The 18,968-nt window shown below is 65.4% G+C and carries 22 protein-coding genes; 14 read left to right on the plus strand and 8 right to left on the minus strand.

Annotated elements, in window-relative coordinates; translation table 11 throughout:
• Window positions 1–53 precede the first annotated feature (53 nt).
• Genes rph through C9E82_RS08325 form a run of 5 tightly spaced genes read left to right on the plus strand, consistent with a single transcriptional unit; the run spans window position 54 to window position 3,281 of the window.
• On the plus strand, window positions 54–767 hold the full coding sequence (gene rph / locus C9E82_RS08305; protein WP_119896470.1) for a ribonuclease PH: 714 nt from the start codon (window positions 54–56) through the stop codon (window positions 765–767).
• Complete coding sequence (rdgB, locus tag C9E82_RS08310) at window positions 764–1,375, plus strand: RdgB/HAM1 family non-canonical purine NTP pyrophosphatase (RefSeq protein WP_119896469.1); 612 nt, start codon at window positions 764–766, stop codon at window positions 1,373–1,375. The genes rph and rdgB overlap by 4 nt, the downstream gene beginning before the upstream one ends.
• Entirely contained in the window at window positions 1,368–1,742 is a 375-nt protein-coding gene (locus C9E82_RS08315; protein ID WP_119896468.1) for a RidA family protein, read from the plus strand. The genes rdgB and C9E82_RS08315 overlap by 8 nt, the downstream gene beginning before the upstream one ends.
• Window positions 1,739–2,926 carry a radical SAM family heme chaperone HemW gene (gene hemW / locus C9E82_RS08320; RefSeq protein WP_119896467.1) on the plus strand — a complete coding sequence of 396 codons (1,188 nt, stop codon included), beginning with the start codon at window positions 1,739–1,741 and terminating at the stop codon, window positions 2,924–2,926. The genes C9E82_RS08315 and hemW overlap by 4 nt, the downstream gene beginning before the upstream one ends.
• 1 nt (window position 2,927) lies before the next feature.
• A complete protein-coding gene (locus C9E82_RS08325) occupies window positions 2,928–3,281 on the plus strand; it encodes a YbaN family protein (protein ID WP_119896466.1) in 354 nt (117 codons plus the stop codon).
• Window positions 3,282–3,299: 18 nt separating this feature from the next.
• Here the strand turns inward: C9E82_RS08325 and C9E82_RS08330 are convergent, their stop codons facing one another.
• From C9E82_RS08330 to hemJ, 7 genes are all read right to left on the minus strand, one after another.
• Entirely contained in the window at window positions 3,300–4,187 is an 888-nt protein-coding gene (locus C9E82_RS08330; protein ID WP_119896465.1) for a ParB/RepB/Spo0J family partition protein, read from the minus strand.
• A complete protein-coding gene (locus C9E82_RS08335) occupies window positions 4,187–4,972 on the minus strand; it encodes a ParA family protein (protein WP_119896464.1) in 786 nt (261 codons plus the stop codon). Before C9E82_RS08335 ends, C9E82_RS08330 begins: the two co-directional genes overlap by 1 nt.
• Window positions 4,965–5,555, minus strand: a complete 591-nt coding sequence (gene rsmG, locus C9E82_RS08340; protein ID WP_119896463.1) for a 16S rRNA (guanine(527)-N(7))-methyltransferase RsmG — start codon at window positions 5,553–5,555, stop codon at window positions 4,965–4,967. Before rsmG ends, C9E82_RS08335 begins: the two co-directional genes overlap by 8 nt.
• Complete coding sequence (mnmG, locus tag C9E82_RS08345) at window positions 5,552–7,411, minus strand: tRNA uridine-5-carboxymethylaminomethyl(34) synthesis enzyme MnmG (protein WP_119896486.1); 1,860 nt, start codon at window positions 7,409–7,411, stop codon at window positions 5,552–5,554. The genes rsmG and mnmG overlap by 4 nt, the downstream gene beginning before the upstream one ends.
• A gap of 12 nt (window positions 7,412–7,423) precedes the next feature.
• Complete coding sequence (gene mnmE, locus C9E82_RS08350) at window positions 7,424–8,689, minus strand: tRNA uridine-5-carboxymethylaminomethyl(34) synthesis GTPase MnmE (RefSeq protein ID WP_119896462.1); 1,266 nt, start codon at window positions 8,687–8,689, stop codon at window positions 7,424–7,426.
• A 10-nt stretch (window positions 8,690–8,699) separates the two neighbouring features.
• A complete protein-coding gene (gene rho, locus C9E82_RS08355; RefSeq protein ID WP_119896485.1) occupies window positions 8,700–9,971 on the minus strand; it encodes a transcription termination factor Rho in 1,272 nt (423 codons plus the stop codon).
• A gap of 117 nt (window positions 9,972–10,088) precedes the next feature.
• A complete protein-coding gene (gene hemJ, locus C9E82_RS08360; RefSeq protein WP_119896461.1) occupies window positions 10,089–10,535 on the minus strand; it encodes a protoporphyrinogen oxidase HemJ in 447 nt (148 codons plus the stop codon).
• A 479-nt stretch (window positions 10,536–11,014) separates the two neighbouring features.
• Between hemJ and C9E82_RS08365 the strand changes: the two genes are divergently transcribed.
• Genes C9E82_RS08365 through C9E82_RS08380 form a run of 4 tightly spaced genes read left to right on the plus strand, consistent with a single transcriptional unit; the run spans window position 11,015 to window position 14,060 of the window.
• Window positions 11,015–11,860: a shikimate dehydrogenase gene (locus C9E82_RS08365; protein ID WP_119896460.1), complete on the plus strand. Its 846-nt coding sequence runs from the start codon at window positions 11,015–11,017 to the stop codon at window positions 11,858–11,860.
• Complete coding sequence (coaE, locus tag C9E82_RS08370) at window positions 11,857–12,444, plus strand: dephospho-CoA kinase (protein ID WP_119896459.1); 588 nt, start codon at window positions 11,857–11,859, stop codon at window positions 12,442–12,444. Before C9E82_RS08365 ends, coaE begins: the two co-directional genes overlap by 4 nt.
• The gene (gene dnaQ / locus C9E82_RS08375; RefSeq protein ID WP_119896458.1) at window positions 12,437–13,141 is read left to right on the plus strand and encodes a DNA polymerase III subunit epsilon; all 705 of its coding nucleotides are present in this window, start codon (window positions 12,437–12,439) and stop codon (window positions 13,139–13,141) included. Before coaE ends, dnaQ begins: the two co-directional genes overlap by 8 nt.
• Window positions 13,142–13,181: 40 nt before the next feature.
• Window positions 13,182–14,060 carry a YihY/virulence factor BrkB family protein gene (locus C9E82_RS08380; protein ID WP_119896457.1) on the plus strand — a complete coding sequence of 293 codons (879 nt, stop codon included), beginning with the start codon at window positions 13,182–13,184 and terminating at the stop codon, window positions 14,058–14,060.
• On the opposite strand, the gene C9E82_RS08385 is transcribed toward C9E82_RS08380, so the two are convergent.
• Window positions 14,057–14,860: a response regulator gene (locus tag C9E82_RS08385; RefSeq protein ID WP_119896456.1), complete on the minus strand. Its 804-nt coding sequence runs from the start codon at window positions 14,858–14,860 to the stop codon at window positions 14,057–14,059. The two genes, C9E82_RS08380 and C9E82_RS08385, sit on opposite strands and share 4 nt — an antisense overlap.
• A gap of 95 nt (window positions 14,861–14,955) precedes the next feature.
• On the opposite strand from C9E82_RS08385, the gene C9E82_RS08390 reads away from it, so the two are divergent.
• From C9E82_RS08390 to C9E82_RS08410, 5 genes are read left to right on the plus strand one after another with little or no spacing between them, the layout of a single operon-like run.
• Window positions 14,956–15,102 (plus strand): NepR family anti-sigma factor, encoded by a 147-nt coding sequence (locus tag C9E82_RS08390; protein WP_119896455.1) that lies wholly within the window; start codon window positions 14,956–14,958, stop codon window positions 15,100–15,102.
• Window positions 15,103–15,106: 4 nt separating this feature from the next.
• Window positions 15,107–15,706, plus strand: coding sequence for an RNA polymerase sigma factor (locus tag C9E82_RS08395; protein ID WP_119896454.1), 600 nt, complete (start codon window positions 15,107–15,109; stop codon window positions 15,704–15,706).
• A 30-nt stretch (window positions 15,707–15,736) separates the two neighbouring features.
• Window positions 15,737–17,530, plus strand: coding sequence for a sensor histidine kinase (locus C9E82_RS08400; protein ID WP_119896453.1), 1,794 nt, complete (start codon window positions 15,737–15,739; stop codon window positions 17,528–17,530).
• 60 nt (window positions 17,531–17,590) lie between these two features.
• Complete coding sequence (locus C9E82_RS08405; RefSeq protein ID WP_119896484.1) at window positions 17,591–18,268, plus strand: paraquat-inducible protein A; 678 nt, start codon at window positions 17,591–17,593, stop codon at window positions 18,266–18,268.
• On the plus strand, window positions 18,265–18,942 hold the full coding sequence (locus tag C9E82_RS08410; protein ID WP_240643397.1) for a paraquat-inducible protein A: 678 nt from the start codon (window positions 18,265–18,267) through the stop codon (window positions 18,940–18,942). Before C9E82_RS08405 ends, C9E82_RS08410 begins: the two co-directional genes overlap by 4 nt.
• Window positions 18,943–18,968: the final 26 nt, after the last annotated feature.

An 18,968-nucleotide genomic window follows, 5' to 3' on the forward strand; every position in this document is an offset into this window, starting at 1 on the left:
GTTGGGGCGGCGGGCCTGTATTTGGCAGCCAATCTTCAGCGAAAGGATCGACCATGCGCCCTTCAGGCAGGAATTTAAGCCAAATGCGCCCGATTTCAATTGAAACCGGGGTGATGGGCCATGCGGAAGGCTCTTGCCTGATCCGTTGCGGCAACACCCATGTGCTGTGCAGCGCCACCATCGAGGAAAACCCGCCGCGCTTCCTGAAGGGAACCGGGCTGGGCTGGGTCACGGCGGAATACGGAATGCTGCCGCGCGCCACCAATACCCGCAACCGGCGCGAGGCCGCGCAGGGTCGCCAGTCGGGCCGCACCCAGGAAATCCAGCGCCTGATCGGCCGCAGCCTGCGCGCCGGCGTCGACCGGGTGGCCCTGGGCGAGCGGCAGATCACCATCGATTGCGACGTGATCCAGGCCGATGGCGGCACGCGCTGCGCGGCGATCACCGGCGGCTGGGTGGCGCTGCGCCTGGCCGTCGGCAAGCTGCTGAAGGCGGGCATCGTGACCAGCGACCCGATCCTGGATCACGTCGCGGCGGTCAGCTGCGGCATCTATGCCGGCCAGCCTGTGCTGGACCTGGACTATGCCGAGGACAGCGAGGCCGGCACCGACGGGAACTTCGTCCTGACCGGCGCCGGGCGGCTGATCGAGGTGCAGATGTCGGCCGAGGGCGCGACCTTCTCGCGCGAGGAGATGGCGAAGCTGCTGGACCTGGCCGAGGCGGGCATGGCCGAGCTGGTCGCCGCGCAGAAGGCGGCCGTGGCATGAGGCGGCGCTTTGCCGACAAGCGGCTGCTGGTCGCCACCCATAACGCCGGCAAGCTGTCCGAGATGCGCGCCCTGCTGGCCCCTTATGGCGTCGATGTGATCGGCGCCGCCGAGGCCGGATTGGCGGAACCCGTTGAAACGGAAGACAACTTCCTTGGAAATGCGCGGATCAAGGCGCGCGCCGCGGTGGCCGCGACGGGCCTGCCGGTGCTGGCCGATGACAGCGGCATCTCGGTCGATGCGCTGGGTGGCGCGCCGGGCGTCTATACCGCCGACTGGGCCGAGACCGGCAATGGCCGCGATTTCGGCATGGCGATGGAGCGCACCTGGCGCGAGCTGGAGGAACGGGCCGCGCCCGAGCCGCGCAGCGCCCAGTTCCGCTGCACGCTGGTGCTGATGTGGCCCGACGGCCATGACGAGGTCTTCGAGGGCGTGCTGCCCGGCCGCGTCGTCTGGCCTCCGCGCGGGGCGGAAGGCCATGGCTACGACCCGATCTTCATGCCCGACGGCCATCAGCTGACGCTGGGCGAAATGCCGGCCGCGATGAAGAACTCGCTCAGCCACCGGGCGCTGGCCGTGGCGAAACTGATCGAGGGCTGCTTTGCGTAGGATATCGACCGGATCGCCCTTCGAGGCGGCGATGGGCTATAGCCGGGCCGTGGTGAAGGGCAACTGGTGCTTCGTCTCGGGCGTGACCGGCTATGACTATGCCAGCATGACCATGCCCGAGGACGTGGCCCGGCAGGCGCGGAACTGTTTCGCGACGATCTTCGCGGTGCTGGATCAGGCCGGCTTCGGGCCTGACGACATCGTGCGGGTGCAATATACCGTCACCGACCCCATCTATGTCGAGGCGATCACCCCGGTTCTGGGCGAGGCGCTGGGAGAGGTCAGGCCCGCCGCGACGATGGTGGTGGCCGGGCTGATCCGCCCCGAGATGAAGGTCGAGATCGAAGTCACAGCGATGCGGGAATGACCGGCACCAATCTGGCAATCGAGGACGTGGCGGCGGACTGGCGCCAGGGCGGCTTCGGGCTTTACGTCCATTGGCCGTTCTGCGCGGCCAAATGCCCCTATTGCGACTTCAACAGCCATGTGGTCGCCACGGTGGACCAGCCGCGTTGGGCCGCCGCGCTGAGCGCCGAGATCGCCCGGCTGGGCGCGGAACTGCCCGGCCGCCACCTGGGCAGCATCTTCTTCGGCGGCGGCACCCCGTCGCTGATGGCGCCCGAGACGGTGGACCAGGTCCTGCGCGCGGCGCGGGCGGCCTGGGGCTTTGCGAATGACATCGAGATCACGCTGGAGGCGAACCCGACCAGCGTCGAACAGGGCCGGTTTCGCGCCTATGCCGATGCCGGGATCAACCGGCTGTCGATGGGCGTGCAGGCGCTGAAGGACGAGGACCTGCGGCGGCTGGGACGGATGCATTCCGTGGCCGAGGCGCGGGCGGCATTCGACGTGGCGCGCAGTTGTTTCGACCGCGTCAGCTTCGACCTGATCTATGCGCGCCAGGGGCAAACGGCCGGCGACTGGCGCAATGAGCTGCGCGAGGCCCTGAACATGGCGGTCGATCACCTGTCGCTCTACCAGCTGACGATCGAGCCGGAGACGGCCTTCGGCGCCCGCGCCGCCGCCGGCAAGCTGCGCGACCTGCCGGACGAAGATGTCTCTGCGGATATGTATCTGGAAACACAGGATATTTGTGCCGGTTTCGGAATGGCGGGCTATGAGATCTCGAACCACGCGCGGCCGGGAAGCGAGAGCCGCCACAACCTGGTCTATTGGCGCCAGGGGGATTGGACGGCGGTCGGTCCCGGCGCCCATGGGCGCATGACCCTGCCGGAAGGCCGCGTCGCGACCGAAGCATATCGCGCGCCCGGCGCCTGGCTGGAGGCGGTCGAGCGCAAGGGAAGCGGCGAATCGCTGCGCGACGTCCTAGCGCAGGACGAGATGGCGACGGAATATCTGCTGATGTCGATGCGGCTGAGCGAGGGCATGGACGAGGCGCGCTATGCACGGCTGGCGGGCCTGGGACCGGACCGAGAAAAAATGACGGAACTTGAAGAACTTGGCATGATCCGGCGCCGCGACGGGCGCATTATCGCCACCGACAGCGGCCGCCCGCTGCTGAATGCCATCCTGCGCGAGCTGGCGGCCTGACATGCGGCTTGTCCTTTATCTTGTCGGCTCCGCCTCGCTTGTCCTTGGCATCATCGGTGCCTTCCTGCCGGTCATGCCCACGGTCCCCTTCCTGCTGGTCGCGGCCTGGGCCTTCGCGCGCTCTTCCCCGCAACTGCGGCAGAGGATCCTGGATCACCCGGTCTATGGCCATCACGTCCGCGAATGGCAGGAACGCGGCGCGGTCAGCCGCCTGGCGAAGGTCTGGGCCGTCAGTGCCATGAGCGTTGGCGTCGCCCTGGCCCTGTGGCTTGGCATCGCCCCGTGGATCGTGGCCGTGCAGGCCGGGATCTGCGCCGCCGTCGCCGTCTTCCTGGTCACCCGGCCCGAGACCTGAGCGCCCTGCCCGGTGCCCTCAGCGGTCGCCGCCGAGGATCTGGCACAGCCGGTCCAGCTGATCCAGGTCCTTGTAGGTGATCGTCAGGTGGCCGCCATCGGTCCCGACATGGCTGATGCTGACCTTCATCCGCAGATGGGCCGAAAGGTCGGCCTCCAATGCCCGCGTATCGGCATCCTTCTCGCTGCTGCGGCTGCTGGATTTCGGCCGCGCGGCTTCCGGCTGCGCCTGCTTGCGCACCATGTCCTCGGTCTCGCGAACCGACATGCCCTTGTCGATGACCCGGCGCGCCAGCTGCGCGGCATTGGGCGCGGTGATCAGCGCCCGCGCGTGACCGGCGGTCAGCCTGCCCTCCTTCACCCAGTCCTGCACCTGGTCGGGCAGCGACAGAAGCCGCAGCAGGTTGGCGATATGGCTGCGGCTCTTGTTCAGGGCCTCGGCCAAGCGTTCCTGGGTATGGCCGAACTTGTCCATCAGCTGGCGGAACGAGGCGGCCTCCTCGATCGCGTTCAGGTCGGCGCGCTGGATGTTCTCGATGATCGCGACTTCCAGGACCTCGGTATCGTCCAGTTCGCGGATGATGACCGGAAGCTCGTGCAGCTGCGCCATCTGCGCGGCACGCCAGCGCCGCTCGCCCGCGACGATCTGGTAGAGCCCGTCGTCCCGCGGATGCGGACGGACGATCAGCGGCTGCAGCACGCCGCGATTCTTCAGCGAATCGGCCAGTTCCTGAAGCGCCGCCGGATCGAAGCTGCGGCGCGGCTGGTCGGGATTGGCGGTGATCTGCTCGATCGGGATCATGGTCCGGTCGCGGCTGCTGGGCGTCGGCGTCGCCAGGTCGACATCGGCCATGAGCGCGGAAAGGCCACGGCCGAGGCCGCGTTTTGCAATCTTGTTGTCGGACATCAGGCGGCCTCCGGGATCAGTTTCAGTCGGGCGGCAAATTCGGTCGCGAATTGCCGATATGCCGCGCTGCCCTTCGAGCTGGGATCGTAATTCAGCACCGGCTGGGCATGAGACGGCGCCTCGGACACCCGAACATTGCGTGGAATTACAGTCGGATAGACAAGATCGCCCAGGGTGGCGCGGGCATCGGCCTCGACCTGCTGCGACAATGTCGTCCGGGCGTCGGCCATGGTCAGCAGAACGCCATTGACCCGAAGATCCGGGTTGGCCGTCTGGCGAACCTGGCGCACGGTGGTCAGAAGCTGGGAAAGCCCCTCCAGCGCCAGAAATTCCGCCTGAAGCGGCACCAGGACACTGTCCGCGGCGACCATGGCATTCACCGTCAGCAGGCCCAGGGCCGGCGGGCAATCGATCAGGATGATCGTTCCCGGCACGGTCTTCCGAAGCTTCTTGCGCAACAGCCGGACGCGGTCGGCGACCTGCGAAAGCTCGATCTCGGCGGAGGAGAGATCGGATGTCGCGGGCACGATCCGCAGGTTCGGCACATCGGTATCGATCGCGACATCCTCGAGATCTTCCGATCCCGCCAGAAGATCGAAGGTGGTCTTGACCCGCTGATCGGCGTCGATGCCCAGGCCGGTCGAGGCGTTGCCCTGCGCGTCGAGATCGACCAGCACCGTCGGATGACCCGCCTGGGCCAGTGCGGCGCCAAGGTTGATCGCTGTCGTCGTCTTGCCAACGCCACCCTTCTGGTTGGCAATGGCCACGATATGGAGGTCACTCATGCGAAAGCCTGCTAATCCTGAGTATCGCCGCGCCGTGCTGCGTTTCGCTGGGATAGCTGAAAAGGTCGAATTTCCAGTGGCGGCGGGCTTCTTCGACCTCGCTTTGCCATTGTGCGCCCTTCAGCAACCAAGCCTGCCCGTCCGCCGCCAGATGATGATCCAGATATGCCATGAGGCGAGGAAGCGGGGCAAGTGCCCGCGCGCTGACATAAGCGGCATTCAGCGATTTGATGCCTTCGATACGCGCGCAAAGAACGCTTGCGCGTGGCAGGTCCAGTTCCCGGATCACGGTGCGCAGGAAGGCAGCCTTGCGCTGGTCGCTTTCGACGAGCTTGACGGTGACGGGGCGATCCGCGCAGGCAATGGCCACGACCAGGCCCGGCAACCCGCCGCCGCTGCCGAGATCGACCCATTCCCCGCCTTGAGGATCGGCCAATCGCACCAGTTGAAGGCAGTCATCGATATGACGGGTGCGCAGATCTGGTAGAGTCGCAGGCGAAACGAGGTTTATCTTGGGGTTCCAGCGCCTCAGCAATGTTTCGTACAGGGTAAAACGCTCTGCTGTTTCACGTGAAACATTCATGCCCTTTTCCGCTTTCCACCGCGCGACATGGCCAGGATCAGCGTCAGCGCTGCGGGGGTCATCCCCTCGATTCGAGCCGCTGCAGCCAATGTCGATGGCTTCGCCGCAGAAAGTTTGCCGCGCAGCTCTCCGGAAAGGCCGGATATGGAGCCATAATCGAGATCTGCGGGCAATTCGATGGCTTCATCCAATCGCAGAAGTTCCGCATCCCGCTTCTGCCTGTCGGCATACTGGTCATAGAGGGCATCATTCGCGACCTGCTGGAACGTTTCGGGATCAATCGCCTCAAGTTCCGGGGTCAAGGCGATTGCCAGCTGGCGATCGAAATTCTGGATTCCCATCAGCGCAAAGACGCTGCGACGCTGGCCGTCCTGCCGCACCGGGATACCTGCGCGCTGCAGTTCCGTCGGGGTAAAATCGATGGAATCCACTAGTTGGCGCGCCCTGTCGTAGCGCTCCATCTTCACTTCGAATGCCTCTCGCCTGCGATCACCGACGCAACCAAGATCGATGCCCAGCTGTGTAAGACGTCGATCGGCATTATCCGCCCTCAGGGTCAAACGAAATTCCGCTCGAGAGGTGAACATGCGATATGGTTCCGTGACGCCGCGCGAGGTCAGATCATCGATCATCACCCCAATATAGCTGCTGGTCCTGCTGAACTGAAATGCCGGCCGCCCCTGGGCCATAAGCGCCGCATTGACCCCGGCCACCAGGCCTTGCGCACCGGCTTCCTCGTAACCCGTGGTGCCGTTGATCTGTCCGGCAAGAAAAAGCCCGTCGACATTCCTGACCTTCAGGCTGGAATCCAGCGCGCGCGGATCCACATAATCATATTCAACCGCATAACCAGGTTGCGTGATCACCGCCTGTTCCAGGCCAGAAATGGACCGAACATACTCAAGCTGCACCTCCTCGGGCAATGAGGTCGATATGCCGTTCGGATATACCGTGTTGTCCTCAAGCCCTTCAGGTTCAAGGAAAATCTGGTGGGACTCCTTCTCGGCAAAACGCACGACCTTGTCCTCGATCGAAGGACAGTAGCGTGGTCCGCGTCCGGAAATATGTCCGCCATACATTGCGGATCGATGTATGTTCTTCGTGATTATGTCATGCGTCGTTGCATTCGTATACGCAATCCCGCAGGAAATCTGGGGCGTGGTCACCGAACGGGTCAGATAGGAAAACAGAACCGGTTCCGCGTCTCCCGGCTGCGATTCGAGCCTGTCCCAGGCAATGGTGCGCCCATCCAGTCGCGGGGGGGTTCCGGTCTTCAATCGCCCCAACGGCAAGTCGAACCGCATCAGCGAATCAGCCAGCTGCGTCGAGGCGTTGTCTCCCCAGCGCCCCGCCTTCCGACTGACATCGCCGATATGTATGACCCCATTCAGGAAGGTGCCAGTGGTCAGGACAATCGACGAGGCCTGGATCTCTTGCCCGTCGGAAAGCACGACCCCATCCACCCAGGATGCCCCGCCTTTCAGCTGACAAACCTCTCCGAACAGCAGATGAAGATTCTTCGTCTCGGAAGCATGTTTGTAAGCTTCTCGCCGATAGAGGCTGCGATCCATCTGCGCACGGGGTCCCTGAACCGCCGGGCCTTTCCTGCGATTCAGAAGCCTGAACTGGATCCCGGCCCGATCCGCAATGCGCCCCATCACGCCATCCAGGGCGTCGATCTCTCGGACCAGATGGCCCTTCCCAAGACCGCCGATCGCAGGATTGCAGGAAAGCGTGCCGATATCCTCTCGCCGCATGGTTATCAGCGCAGTGGAAGCACCCATGCGAGCGGCGGCCGTGGCCGCTTCAAGACCAGCATGTCCGCCGCCAATGACGACCACATCGAAATGTTTCACGTGAAACACTCCCTATTTCCCAATGCAGAATGAGCCAAAGATCACCTCCAGATACTCTTCCGCACCGATTCTGCCAAGCAATCTGTCCAGTGAAACCGCGGCCTGCCTGATCGCTTCAGCCAGTATCTCGGGCGGCAGCCCATCAGGACTTTCCAGGGAATCCCGCGCATCCGTGATGGCCCGAAGCTGCCGTTCATGACTGATCAACCCGGCACCGGCGATACGCTGCGACAGCCGTCCATACAGCGCCTGCAGCAGAAGATCGATTCCCTCGCCGGTCAGCGATGAAACCGCCATGCCGGCTTCCCTGGCCCCAAGATCGGCCTTGGTGCCGACGGATATGTCTCCATCCACCCAAAGAGAGCTATCGATCTCGCCAACGGGCGACACATGAAGCCGCAGATCGGCCTCAATCGCCCTCTGGCGTGCCCGGTTGATGCCCATGGCTTCAATCCGGTCGCTCGCATCCCGCAGACCGGCGGTGTCCAGAAAGGTCACGGCGATGCCGTTCAGGTCGATCCGCAACTCGATCACATCCCGCGTCGTGCCGGCGATCTCCGACACAAGCGCGACCTCGCGCCTGGCAATCCGGTTGATCAGGCTGGATTTCCCGGCATTTGGCGGTCCGATGACGGCGACCTCGAACCCCTTCCGCAGACGCTCGGCCGCCGGAAATCCGCCGATTTCGCCGTCCAGTTCCTCGCGAAGCTGCGCAAGAATCTGATAGACCTCATCGGGAATGTCCTCGGGAACCTCTTCATCGGCGAAATCGACGCTGACTTCCACCAATGCGCCTGCGCGAATCAGCAATTCGCGCCATCGCTCGGCCTTCTTGCCCAGGGCGCCGCTGGCATTTTTCAGCGCGAGTTTCCTCTGTGCCTCGGTCTCGGCTTCCAGCAGATCGCCAAGACCCTCTACCTCCGCAAGATCCATGCGCCCGTTCATATAGGCCCGGCGCGTGAACTCTCCGGCTTCGGCCATCCGGCATCCGGCAGCTTCCAGCGCCGTCTTCACCCGCCGCACGATCACCGGCGCGCCATGAAGCTGCAGTTCGGCCACTTCCTCGCCCGTAAAACTGCGGCCGGCGTCGAACCAGATCACCAGCGCCTGGTCCAGTTCCTCGGCACCGTCCCGCAGCACACGCAACACCGCCCGACGCGGCTGGGGAACATTCCCCGCAAACCGCTCCAGCATTGCCCGAGCGCCCTCACCGCTCAGCCTGATGACGGAAACGCCCCCCCGCCCGGGCGGGGAGGCTTCCGCGAAGATAAGGTCCATGACAGCCCCGTCAGGCGTTCATCGAGTCGAAGAACTCGGAATTCGTCTTCGTCTGCTTCAGTTTCGAGATCAGGAACTCGATCGCATCTGTCGTTCCCATCGGATTCAGGATCCGGCGCAGCAGGTAGGTCTTCTGCAGATCGCGAGATTCCACCAGAAGTTCTTCCTTCCGGGTGCCGGACTTCAGGATATCCATCGCCGGGAAGACGCGCTTGTCCGCGACCTTCCGGTCCAAGACGATCTCGCTGTTGCCGGTGCCCTTGAATTCCTCGAAGATCACCTCGTCCATGCGCGAGCCGGTATCGATCAGCGCCGTCGCGATGATGGTCAGCGACCCGCCCTCCTCGATGTTCCGCGCCGCGCCGAAGAACCGCTTCGGACGCTGCAATGCATTCGCATCGACACCACCCGTCAGCACCTTGCCCGAGCTTGGCACCACGGTATTGAAGGCCCTACCAAGTCTGGTGATCGAATCCAGAAGTATAACTACATCTCGTTTATGCTCGACCAGGCGCTTGGCCTTCTCGATCACCATCTCGCTGACCGCGACGTGTCGGCTGGCCGGCTCGTCGAAGGTCGAGGAGATCACCTCGCCGCGCACGCTGCGCTGCATGTCGGTGACTTCCTCGGGCCGCTCGTCGATCAGCAGCACGATCAGATAGCATTCCGGATGGTTCTTCTCGATCGAATGGGCGATGTTCTGCAGCAGCACGGTCTTGCCGGTCCGCGGCGGCGCCACGATCAGCGACCGCTGGCCCTTGCCGATCGGCGCCACCAGGTCGATGATCCGGGCCGAGCGGTCCTTGATCGTCGGATCCTCGATCTCCATCTTCAGCCGCTCGTTCGGGTAAAGCGGCGTCAGGTTGTCGAAGGCAACCTTGTGGCGGGCCTTCTCGGGCTCCTCGAAATTGATCCGCTCGACCTTGGTCAGCGCGAAGTAACGCTCGTTCTCGCCCGGCGCGCGGATCACGCCCTCGACCGTGTCGCCGGTGCGCAGGGAATGCTGGCGGATCATGTCGGGGCTGACATAGATGTCGTCGGGACCGGGCAGATAGTTCGCCTCGGTCGAGCGCAGGAAGCCGAAACCGTCCTGGACCACTTCCAGCACGCCCTCGCCGCCGATATCCCAGCCCTCTTCGGCATGTTCCTTCAGGATCGAGAACATCATCTCGCCCTTGCGCATGGTCGAGGCGTTCTCGATCTCCCATTCCTCGGCCATGGACAGCAGGTCTGCCGGGCTCTTGGCCTTGAGTTCGGACAGGTTAAGGCGCTCTTCGCTCATTTCGTCACCGATCGGCCGCTGATGGCGGCACAAATGTCATGTCATGGAGAATCCCGCACCGGACGGCCGGGTTTGCAGGCCAGATAGGCATGAATCCGGCCCGAGTCAATCTTTCCGTCAGAATTTGACGATCACCGCCAGGACGATGCCGACCATCAGCAGGGTCGGCACCTCGTTCATCATCCGATAGCGCCGTCCGCTAAGCGACCGTCCCGCCGCCAATGCGCGCCGCTGCGCCGCACACCAGCCATGGAAGCCGCTCATCGCGATCACGCATGCCGCCTTCACCCAGGGCCAGGTCATCGACCAGTCGACGATCCCCGGCGTCAGGACCAGCATCAGCCCGCTGATCCAGGTCGCGATCATCGCCGGGCGCATGATGATGCGCAGCAGTTTTTCCTCCATGACCGCAAAGCTGTCGGTGGGCTCGCCGCCCGCCATGCCGCGTTCGGCGTGATAGACGAACAGCCGCGGCAGATAGAACAGCCCCGCCATCCAGGACAGGACGGCCATCACATGAAAGGCCTTCACGTAAAGATAGATCGTCGCCAGCAGGTCGGTCATCGCAGGATCTCCAGTCCCGCTGCTTCTAAAATAAAGATAGATAGAAAGGAATGTTGTTGCAGTAGGGCCTGTGGACAAAGGGATTACCGGGCTTTCCCGATTTCGATCCCCAGTCCGGGCTGCTGTGGACAAGATCGGGATTAACCGAGGTTAACAAGCAAAAATCATTTAATATCAATGATGTGATTTGTGGATAACTCTGTGGAAATTCTGTACCGACCGGTTCTGTCCACAGATGCGCGATCTCCGGCAGCCCGGCTGTGCACCTGTGGACGACCCGCTGCCGTTCACGGCCCGTTCCGGGCCTATCCGCGCACTCTGCCGCCCGGCGCCGGCTTACCCACGGATTCGCCCTCGCAGTTGTCCCCGGACTCATCCACAGGGCCGGAAATAGCGTAAAACCCGGCCTGATGGCTTTCCTCTGCCCGGCAGCCGTCCTAGTCTGCAGTCTCAGGGAAATTCAGCAGAAACAGACGCAGATGTCCGACGAAACGCCTCAGCCCTCGATCCCGCTGGCCGGAGTGATCGGGATGCCCATCGCGCACAGCCGCTCGCCCCTCATCCATGGCTTCTGGTTGCGGCGCTATGGCATCAAGGGTCATTACGTCCCGATCCCGGTGATGCCCGAACATCTGGCCGAGGTCCTGCGGGCCCTGCCCCGGATGGGTTTCGTCGGCGTGAACGTCACCATTCCGCACAAGGAAGCCGCGCTGACGCTGGCCGATATCGTCACCGACCGCGCGGCGCTGATCGGGGCGGCGAACACGCTGATCTTCCGGCCGGACGGCAAGATTCATGCCGACAATACCGACGGTTACGGCTTCATCGCCAATCTGCGCCAGCACGCGCCCGACTGGCAGCCCCAGGCCGGTCCAGCGGCGGTGATCGGTGCTGGCGGGGCGGCGCGGGCCGTGGTGGCCTCGCTTCTGGACGGCGGCGTGCCGGAACTGCGCATCACCAACCGCACCAAGATCCGGTCCGAGCAGATCCGGTCGGAATTCGGCGCCCGCGTCGTGGTCTATGACTGGGCCCAGGCCGGCAACATGCTGGAAGGCGCGGCGACCGTGGTCAACGCGACCTCGATGGGGATGGAAGGCAAGCAGCCGCTGCGGGTGCCGCTGGACGCGCTGTCCTCGGGCGCGCTTGTCACCGACCTGGTCTATACGCCGCTGACGACCCCCTTCCTGGCCGAGGCGCAGCAGCGCGGCTGCCATGTCGTGGACGGGCTGGGCATGCTGCTGCATCAGGCCGCGCCGGGATTCGAGCGCTGGTTCGGCCAGCGGCCCGAGGTCGATGACGATACCCGGAAGGCCGCATTGGCATGAGCTATCGGCTGGGCCTCACCGGCAGCATCGGCATGGGCAAGTCGACCACGGCGGCGATGTTTCGCGATCTGGGCCATCCGGTCTGGGATGCCGACGAGGCCGTCCATCGCCTCTACGCGCCCGGCGGCGCCGCGGTCGGGCCGGTGGGGGACGCCTTCCCGCAGGCGCTGAAAGGTGGCGGCATCGACCGTGCGGCGTTGAAGGCCGCGCTAGCCGGGAACCCTCAGGCGCTGTCGCGGCTGGAGGCCATCGTCCACCCGCTTGTCGCGCGGGACCGCGCGGCTTTCGCCCAGTGCCACCGCGACCGGCCCCTGCTGGTCTTCGACATCCCGCTGCTGTTCGAGGCGGGCGGCGCGGATGAGATGGACGGCGTCGCAGTGGTCTCGACCGATGCCCGGACCCAGCGCGCGCGGGTGCTGGCGCGGCCGGGCATGACGCCGGAGACGCTGCAGATGATCCTGTCGCGGCAGATGCCGGATGCAGAAAAGCGCGCCCGCGCCGACTGGATCATCCCGACCGACAGTCTTGATATCGCCCGCGCCGCCGTCGCGCGGATCTGCCAGGAGGTGACGAAACATGCGTGAGATCGTTCTGGACACCGAAACCACCGGCTTCGACGCCGAAAAGGACGACCGCATCGTCGAGATCGGCGCGTTGGAGCTGATGAACCACCTGCCCACCGGCCGGACCTTCCACGTCTACATCAACCCCGAACGCCCGATGCCGCAGGAGGCTTTCGAGGTTCACGGCCTTGGCGACGATTTCCTGCGCGACAAGCCGAAATTCGCCCAGATCGTGCAGGATTTCGTGGATTTCATCGCCGATGACGCCCGGCTGGTGATCCATAATGCCAGCTTCGACATGAAATTCCTCAATGCCGAATTGAAGCGCGCGGGCTATCCGGTGCTGCCCTGGTCGCGCGCCCTGGACACGCTGGCGCTTGCGCGCGAGAAATTCCCCGGCGCGCCGGCGTCGCTGGACGCGCTCTGCCGCCGTTTCGGCGTCGACAATTCGGGGCGCGAGCTTCACGGTGCGCTCCTGGACAGCGAGCTTCTGGCCGAGGTCTATCTGGAACTGATCGGCGGCCGCCAGCCGGATCTGGTTCTGGACCAGCCGGGCCAGGACGGCACTGCCGGTCCTGCGCGCAGCACGGGGCACGCCCCCCGCGGCGCCCGCCCCGCGCCGCTGCCGCCGCGCCTGACCGAGGCCGAGGCCGCCGCCCATGCCGAATTCGTCGCCAAGCTGGGCGAGGAATCGGTCTGGGCGCGGTATCGCGCATGAGATCGGCGCGCCCCACCGCCTCGGACGGGAAGACGGCGCGATGCTGACCTATTTCCGCGATCTGTGGAGCTTCTGGGCCTCGGTCTTCGAGCGGCTGGACAAGACCCACATGACGCTGATTGCTGCGGGCGTGGCCTTCTATGCCATGTTCGCGGTCTTTCCGGGACTGGCGGCGATCATTGCGCTGTGGAGCCTGTGGTTCGATCCGCAGGTCATCATGGCCTATGTCCAGGTCGCGCATGAATTCCTGCCGCAGGGCGCGGCCGAGATCATCGACCGGCAGATCGACGACCTGACCTCGGCCGGGCGCACCTCGATCGGCTGGGCCTCCTTCGTGTCCTTCATGATCGCCACCATCGCCGCGCGGGCCGGGGTCGAGGCGCTGATCCGCGGGCTGAACGCCGCCCACGGGGTCCGGGCGCATTCGACCATCTTCGGCTTCGTGCTGGCCTATCTGCTGACGCTGGCCATCGTCGGCGTGTCGCTGGCCGGGCTGGCGACCATCGTGCTGGTGCCGCTGGCGCTGAACTTCATGGTGATCGGCCCGGTGCGCGCCTGGCTGCTGGCGGGCCTGCCCTGGGCGGGGATGTTCCTGCTGGTGATCGTCGGCATCGGCATCCTCTACCGCTATGGGCCGAACGTGAAGGCGCCGCGCACCCCGGTCTTCACCTGGGGATCGCTGTTCGCGGCGCTCTTGTGGGCGGCGGGGTCGCTGGCCTTCTCGGCCTATCTCAGCAGCTTCAACAGCTATAACCGCATCTACGGGTCCATCGGCGCGGTCGTGGCGCTGCTGATGTGGTTCTACATGGGCGGGTTTTCGGTGCTGCTGGGGGCGCTGGTCAATGTGGAACTGGCGCGCCGCAAGCGCATCGCCGCCGCGCGCAAGGCGCGGCAGGCGGTTGGCGGATCGAAGGCCTAGGCTTCCAGCCCCTCGGTCGAGGCGAAGAACATCGCCTGCGACACGGCCGAGCGGACCTGCTCCTCGTTATAGGGCTTCGAGATCAGGAAGGCCGGCTCCGGGCGGTCGCCGGTCAGCAGGCGCTCGGGGAAGGCGGTGATGAAGATCACCGGCACGTCGCCCAGCTCGCGCAGCAACTCGTTGACCGCATCGATGCCCGACGAGCCGTCGGCAAGCTGGATATCGGCCAGGATCAGGTCGGGGCGCGCCTTGCCCGCCAGCTCGATCGCCTGGCTATGGGTGCGCGCGACGCCGGTGACCTCGTGGCCCATCGCCTGCACGATGCCCTTCAGGTCCATGGCGATGATCATCTCGTCCTCGATCACCATGATCTTGCCGCGCAGGGCGGCGCCCATCTCGGCCAGGGCGATCTGCACCAGTTCCTCGGCCTCGGCCTGGTCCAGCTGCATCACGCGGGCGATCTGGTCGTAGCGCAGCTCCTCAATGGTGCGCAGCAGCAGCGCCTCGCGCGAATTCGGGGTCAGCGCGCGCAGGTGGTCCTGGGCACGCTTCTCGCGCGTGCTCAGCTCGCCCTGCTCGACCGGCTGGCCCGAGCTTTGCCAGATGGCGTGGAAGGTGCGGAACAGGCCGATGCGCGTCTCGTCCTCGGCGTCCAGGACCGAACGGTCGGACAAGATCGCCTCCAGCGTGGCGGCGGCATAGTTGTCGCCCGCGCTCTGGCTGCCGGTCAGCGCGCGCGCGTAGCGGCGCAGGAAGGGAAGCTCGCGGCCGATGGAAGTGGCCAAATCGGCGGTTGCCATGATCAAGTCCTCGAATTTCGCATATTGCGTGGAACCATATCCAACCCCTACAGGTTGGTCCGCGTGCGCACAAGATTGCCGGGACTAACAAAAGTATGACCACAAAGCGGGATGACCGTCGAAAGGCGGCGATAGAAAAGCAGATCGACGAGAATCTGAAGCGCGTCTACGAGCAGGACGCAACCAGCGAGATTCCGGACCGCTTTCTCGAATTGCTCGACAAGCTGAAGAAGCAGGACTGAGTGTATGAAGCAGGCTGCCAAGCGCCATGCCGACCAGCCCCCGGCTGCGGATGACCGTGAACCGCGCGACCAGCTGGTGGATCACCTGCCGGCCCTGCGCGCCTTTGCGCTGTCGCTGACCCGCGAGGGCGCCTCGGCCGACGACCTGGTGCAGGACACCATCGTCAAGGCCTGGACGAACATGGATAAATTCCAGGCGGGCACCAATCTGCGGGCCTGGCTGTTCACCATCCTGCGCAACACCTTCTATTCCGCGCGGCGCAAGACCAAGCGCGAGGTGGCCGATACCGACGGCATCCATGCCTCGCGCCAGGCGACGCGGCCCGACCATGACGGCCGCCTTGCCCTGAAGGATTTCCGCGCCGCCTTCGAGCAGCTGCCGGACGAGCAGCGCGAGGCGCTGATTTTGGTCGGCGCGTCGGGCTTTTCCTACGAGCAGGCGGCCGAGATGACCGGCGTCGCGGTCGGCACGGTCAAGTCCCGCGCCAATCGCGGCCGGCGGAAACTGGCTGAACTGCTTGATCTTTCCGGTGCCGACGATCTGGACATGACCGACCAGGCCACGCTAGCTGTGATGTCGGCAAGCCAGACGGTCATGCGCTAGGCGGGCCCGAACGCCGTCCAAGAGGGTTTCATGCTGCGCAGGCTGGGCGACAGGCTGGACTTCACCAAGGGCCTTGGCTTCCGCCTGGCTGCGCTTCTGTCGGTGGCGATCCTGCCCATCGGGATGATCTCGCTGATCCAGAACCTGAACCTGTCGCAAGAGGCCGAACGCAGCGCCGAGATCGCGCTGCTGGGCCGGACCGCCTCGGCCGCCGCGGGCGAACGCGCGCTGCTGCAAAGCGCGCTGGGATCGGCGGATGCGCTGGGTCCCGCGGTGCTGGAGGCGCTTGACGACCCGCGCGCCTGTTCCGACCTGATGCGCAACTTCATCGAACGCAGCGCCACCTATGTCGCCGCGCTCTTCGTCCCCTCGGACGGGCTTGCCACCTGCACCTCCAGCCGCAACGGGCAGGAGGTGGTGGATGTGCGCACATCGCCCGCCTACGAGGCGTTCAGCGCCTCGCCCGGCACGCTGGTCACCTCGATCGATCGCGGGCTGATCAGCCGCCGGCCGGTCGTGTCGGTGATCCAGCCGCTCTATCGCGACCGCGAATTGCTGGGCTATGTCGCGATTTCGCTGACCCAGGAGCTGCTGCGCTCGACCCATGCGATGTATCAGGGCACCGATGGCGCGCGCATCGTCACCTTCAGCCATCGCGGCGAGATCGTGACCTCGGACGCGGAATCCGCCGAGGAAGCCAGCGCCTTCCTGCCGCGCGGGGCGGAACTGTCCAGCCTGCTGTCGCGAACCGAGACCACCTTCCGCGATAGCTCGAACAACGGCGAATCGCGCGTCTTCGCGGTGGTGCCGGTGGTGCCCGGCCTGGTCTATGCCATCGGCAGCTGGAGCCCGCGGACGGTGGGCTTCGGCGGCTTGCAACTGTCGCGCTTCGGCGCCTTCCTCTTGCCCATCGCGCTGTGGCTGGTGTCCCTGGCCGTGGCCTATTTCGCGGTCTTTCGCCTGGTTCTGCGCCATATCCGCGAATTGCGCGGCCAGATGCGCCGCTTCGCCATCGGCAGCCGCGCCAGCCCGCCCCCGGTGCTGGAAGGCGCCCCGACCGAGATCGCCGATGTCAGCCAGACCTTCCACAACATGGCCCGGATCCTGATCCGCGACGAAGAAGCGATGGAGGCCGCCGTCGCCGAAAAGACCGTGCTGCTGAAAGAGGTCCATCACCGGGTCAAGAACAACCTGCAGCTGATCGCCTCGATCATCAACATGCAAAGCCGGGTGATCGACGATCCCGATGCCAAGCGGGTGCTGCGCTCGGTCCAGGACCGGGTGGCGGCGCTGGCGACGATCTATCGCAACCTCTACCAGGCCGAGCATCTGGACGCGGTGCAGGCCGACCGGCTGATCGGCGACATCATCAACCAGATGGCCAATGCCTCGCTGGGGCCGGGCGCGGGGCTGCGCATCGACACGCAGCTTCAGCCGCTGACGCTGCTGCCCGACCAGGCGGTGCCCTTGTCGCTGCTGGCGACCGAGGCCTTCACCAATGCGCTGAAATATGCCGGGATCGCGCCGGGCGACGATCAGCCCTGGGTGCGGGTGTCCCTGAAATCGACCGAGCCGGGCCGCGCCGTGCTGGAGATCGTCAATTCGCTTGGCGCCTGCGAGCAGCAATCCGAGGGCACCGGGCTTGGCAGCCAGCTGATCGAGGCCTTTTCCACGCAGCTGGAAGGCGACGCCTTCTCGGGGGTCGAGGGCGACACCTTCGTGCTGCGCCTGCCCTTCCGGGTCGAGGCCGCCCAGAGTGCGGCGCCGGGCGATGTGCGCAACGTGGTGCTGACCTCGGCCGCGCGGGGCGGCGCCCGGCACTAGGCCCGTCCTGGCCGCAGCTGCGCGCTTGCCAGCCCCGAAAAGCCGCATATGGTGCGAATGATGATGCGCGAAGGCCAATATGATCTGGATTCCGGCGCCGGGCTGATCGCCTGCCCGCGCTGCGATGCGCTGCATGTCGAGCTGGAGCTGACCTCAGGCGAGACCGCGCGCTGCATCCGCTGCGGCTCGGTCCTGGCCAAGCCGCGCGCCGGGGCCTTCGTGCAGCTGATCGCGCTGTCCTTCACCTCGATGGTGCTGATGGTGGGGGCGATCTTCTTTCCCTTCCTGGAAATCTCGCGCATGGGCTTCGGCAACGCCACCTCGCTTTTCGGCGTCGCGCTGGCCTTCGCCGACGGCGTGCTTCTGCCGCTGGTGCTGGCGGTGCTGGTGATGATCGTCGGGCTGCCGGTGCTGCGGGCCTTCCTGATGGTCTATACGCTGGTGCCGCTGGCGCAGGGGCGCCGGCCCTATCGCCATGCCGCCGATGCCTTCCGCCTGTCCGAGCAGCTGCGCCCCTGGTCCATGGCCGAGATCTTCGTGATCGGCACCTCGGTCGCGCTGGTCAAGGTGGCGGGCCTGGCGACGATCAGCCTTGGCCCGGCCTTCTGGGCCTTCTGCGGGCTGATCCTGGTCAACCTCGCCTCGCGCGGGTTCATGTGCCAGACGACGATCTGGGACGCGATAGAGGACGCGGGCCTGCCGACCGACGGCCGCGAGATGGTCGAGGGGCGGGCATGAGCGCGCCCCTCGACGCCGCGCCTGACGAGGGGACGCATGACGGGCCGGTGATGACCGCCCATCGCGCCGGGCTGATCGGCTGCCGCAGCTGCGGCCGCGTCTGGCCCGAGGATCAGCACCGCTGCAGCCGCTGCCACGCCCGGCTGGTGCCGCCCGACCGGCGCGGATTGCAGGCGGTCTGGGCGTGGTGGTTCGCCGGGCTGATCATGTATATCCCCGCCAATGTCTTCCCGATGATGCGGACCGAGACCTTCGCCGGGCTGATGGGCAGCGCCGAGGCGACGATCATGGAAGGCGTGATCGACCTGATCAAGCATGGCAGCTACGACATCGCGGCGATCGTCTTCGTCGCCTCGGTCATCGTGCCGGTCGGCAAGTTCATCGCCATCGCCTGGCTGGCGATGGTGGCGGGGCGGCCGGCGACGGTGGATCAGGCGCATACCCGGCTGAAGGTCTACGAGGTGGTCGAATTCATCGGCCGCTGGTCGATGATCGACGTCTTCGTGGTGGCGATCCTGTCGGCGCTGGTGCAGCTGGGCTTCGTCGCCTCGATCCATCCCGGCCCGGCGGCGGTTTCCTTCGCGCTGTCGGTTGCCTTCACCATGCTTTCCGCGCAAAGTTTCGATCCAAGACTGATCTGGCGCGGCCTGCCGCTTCGGCGGCGGGTCAAGTGAACGGCGCGAAGCCGGTGCCGGGACAA

The organism is Paracoccus sigandri, from assembly GCF_003709565.1.
Lineage (GTDB): Bacteria > Pseudomonadota > Alphaproteobacteria > Rhodobacterales > Rhodobacteraceae > Paracoccus > Paracoccus siganidrum.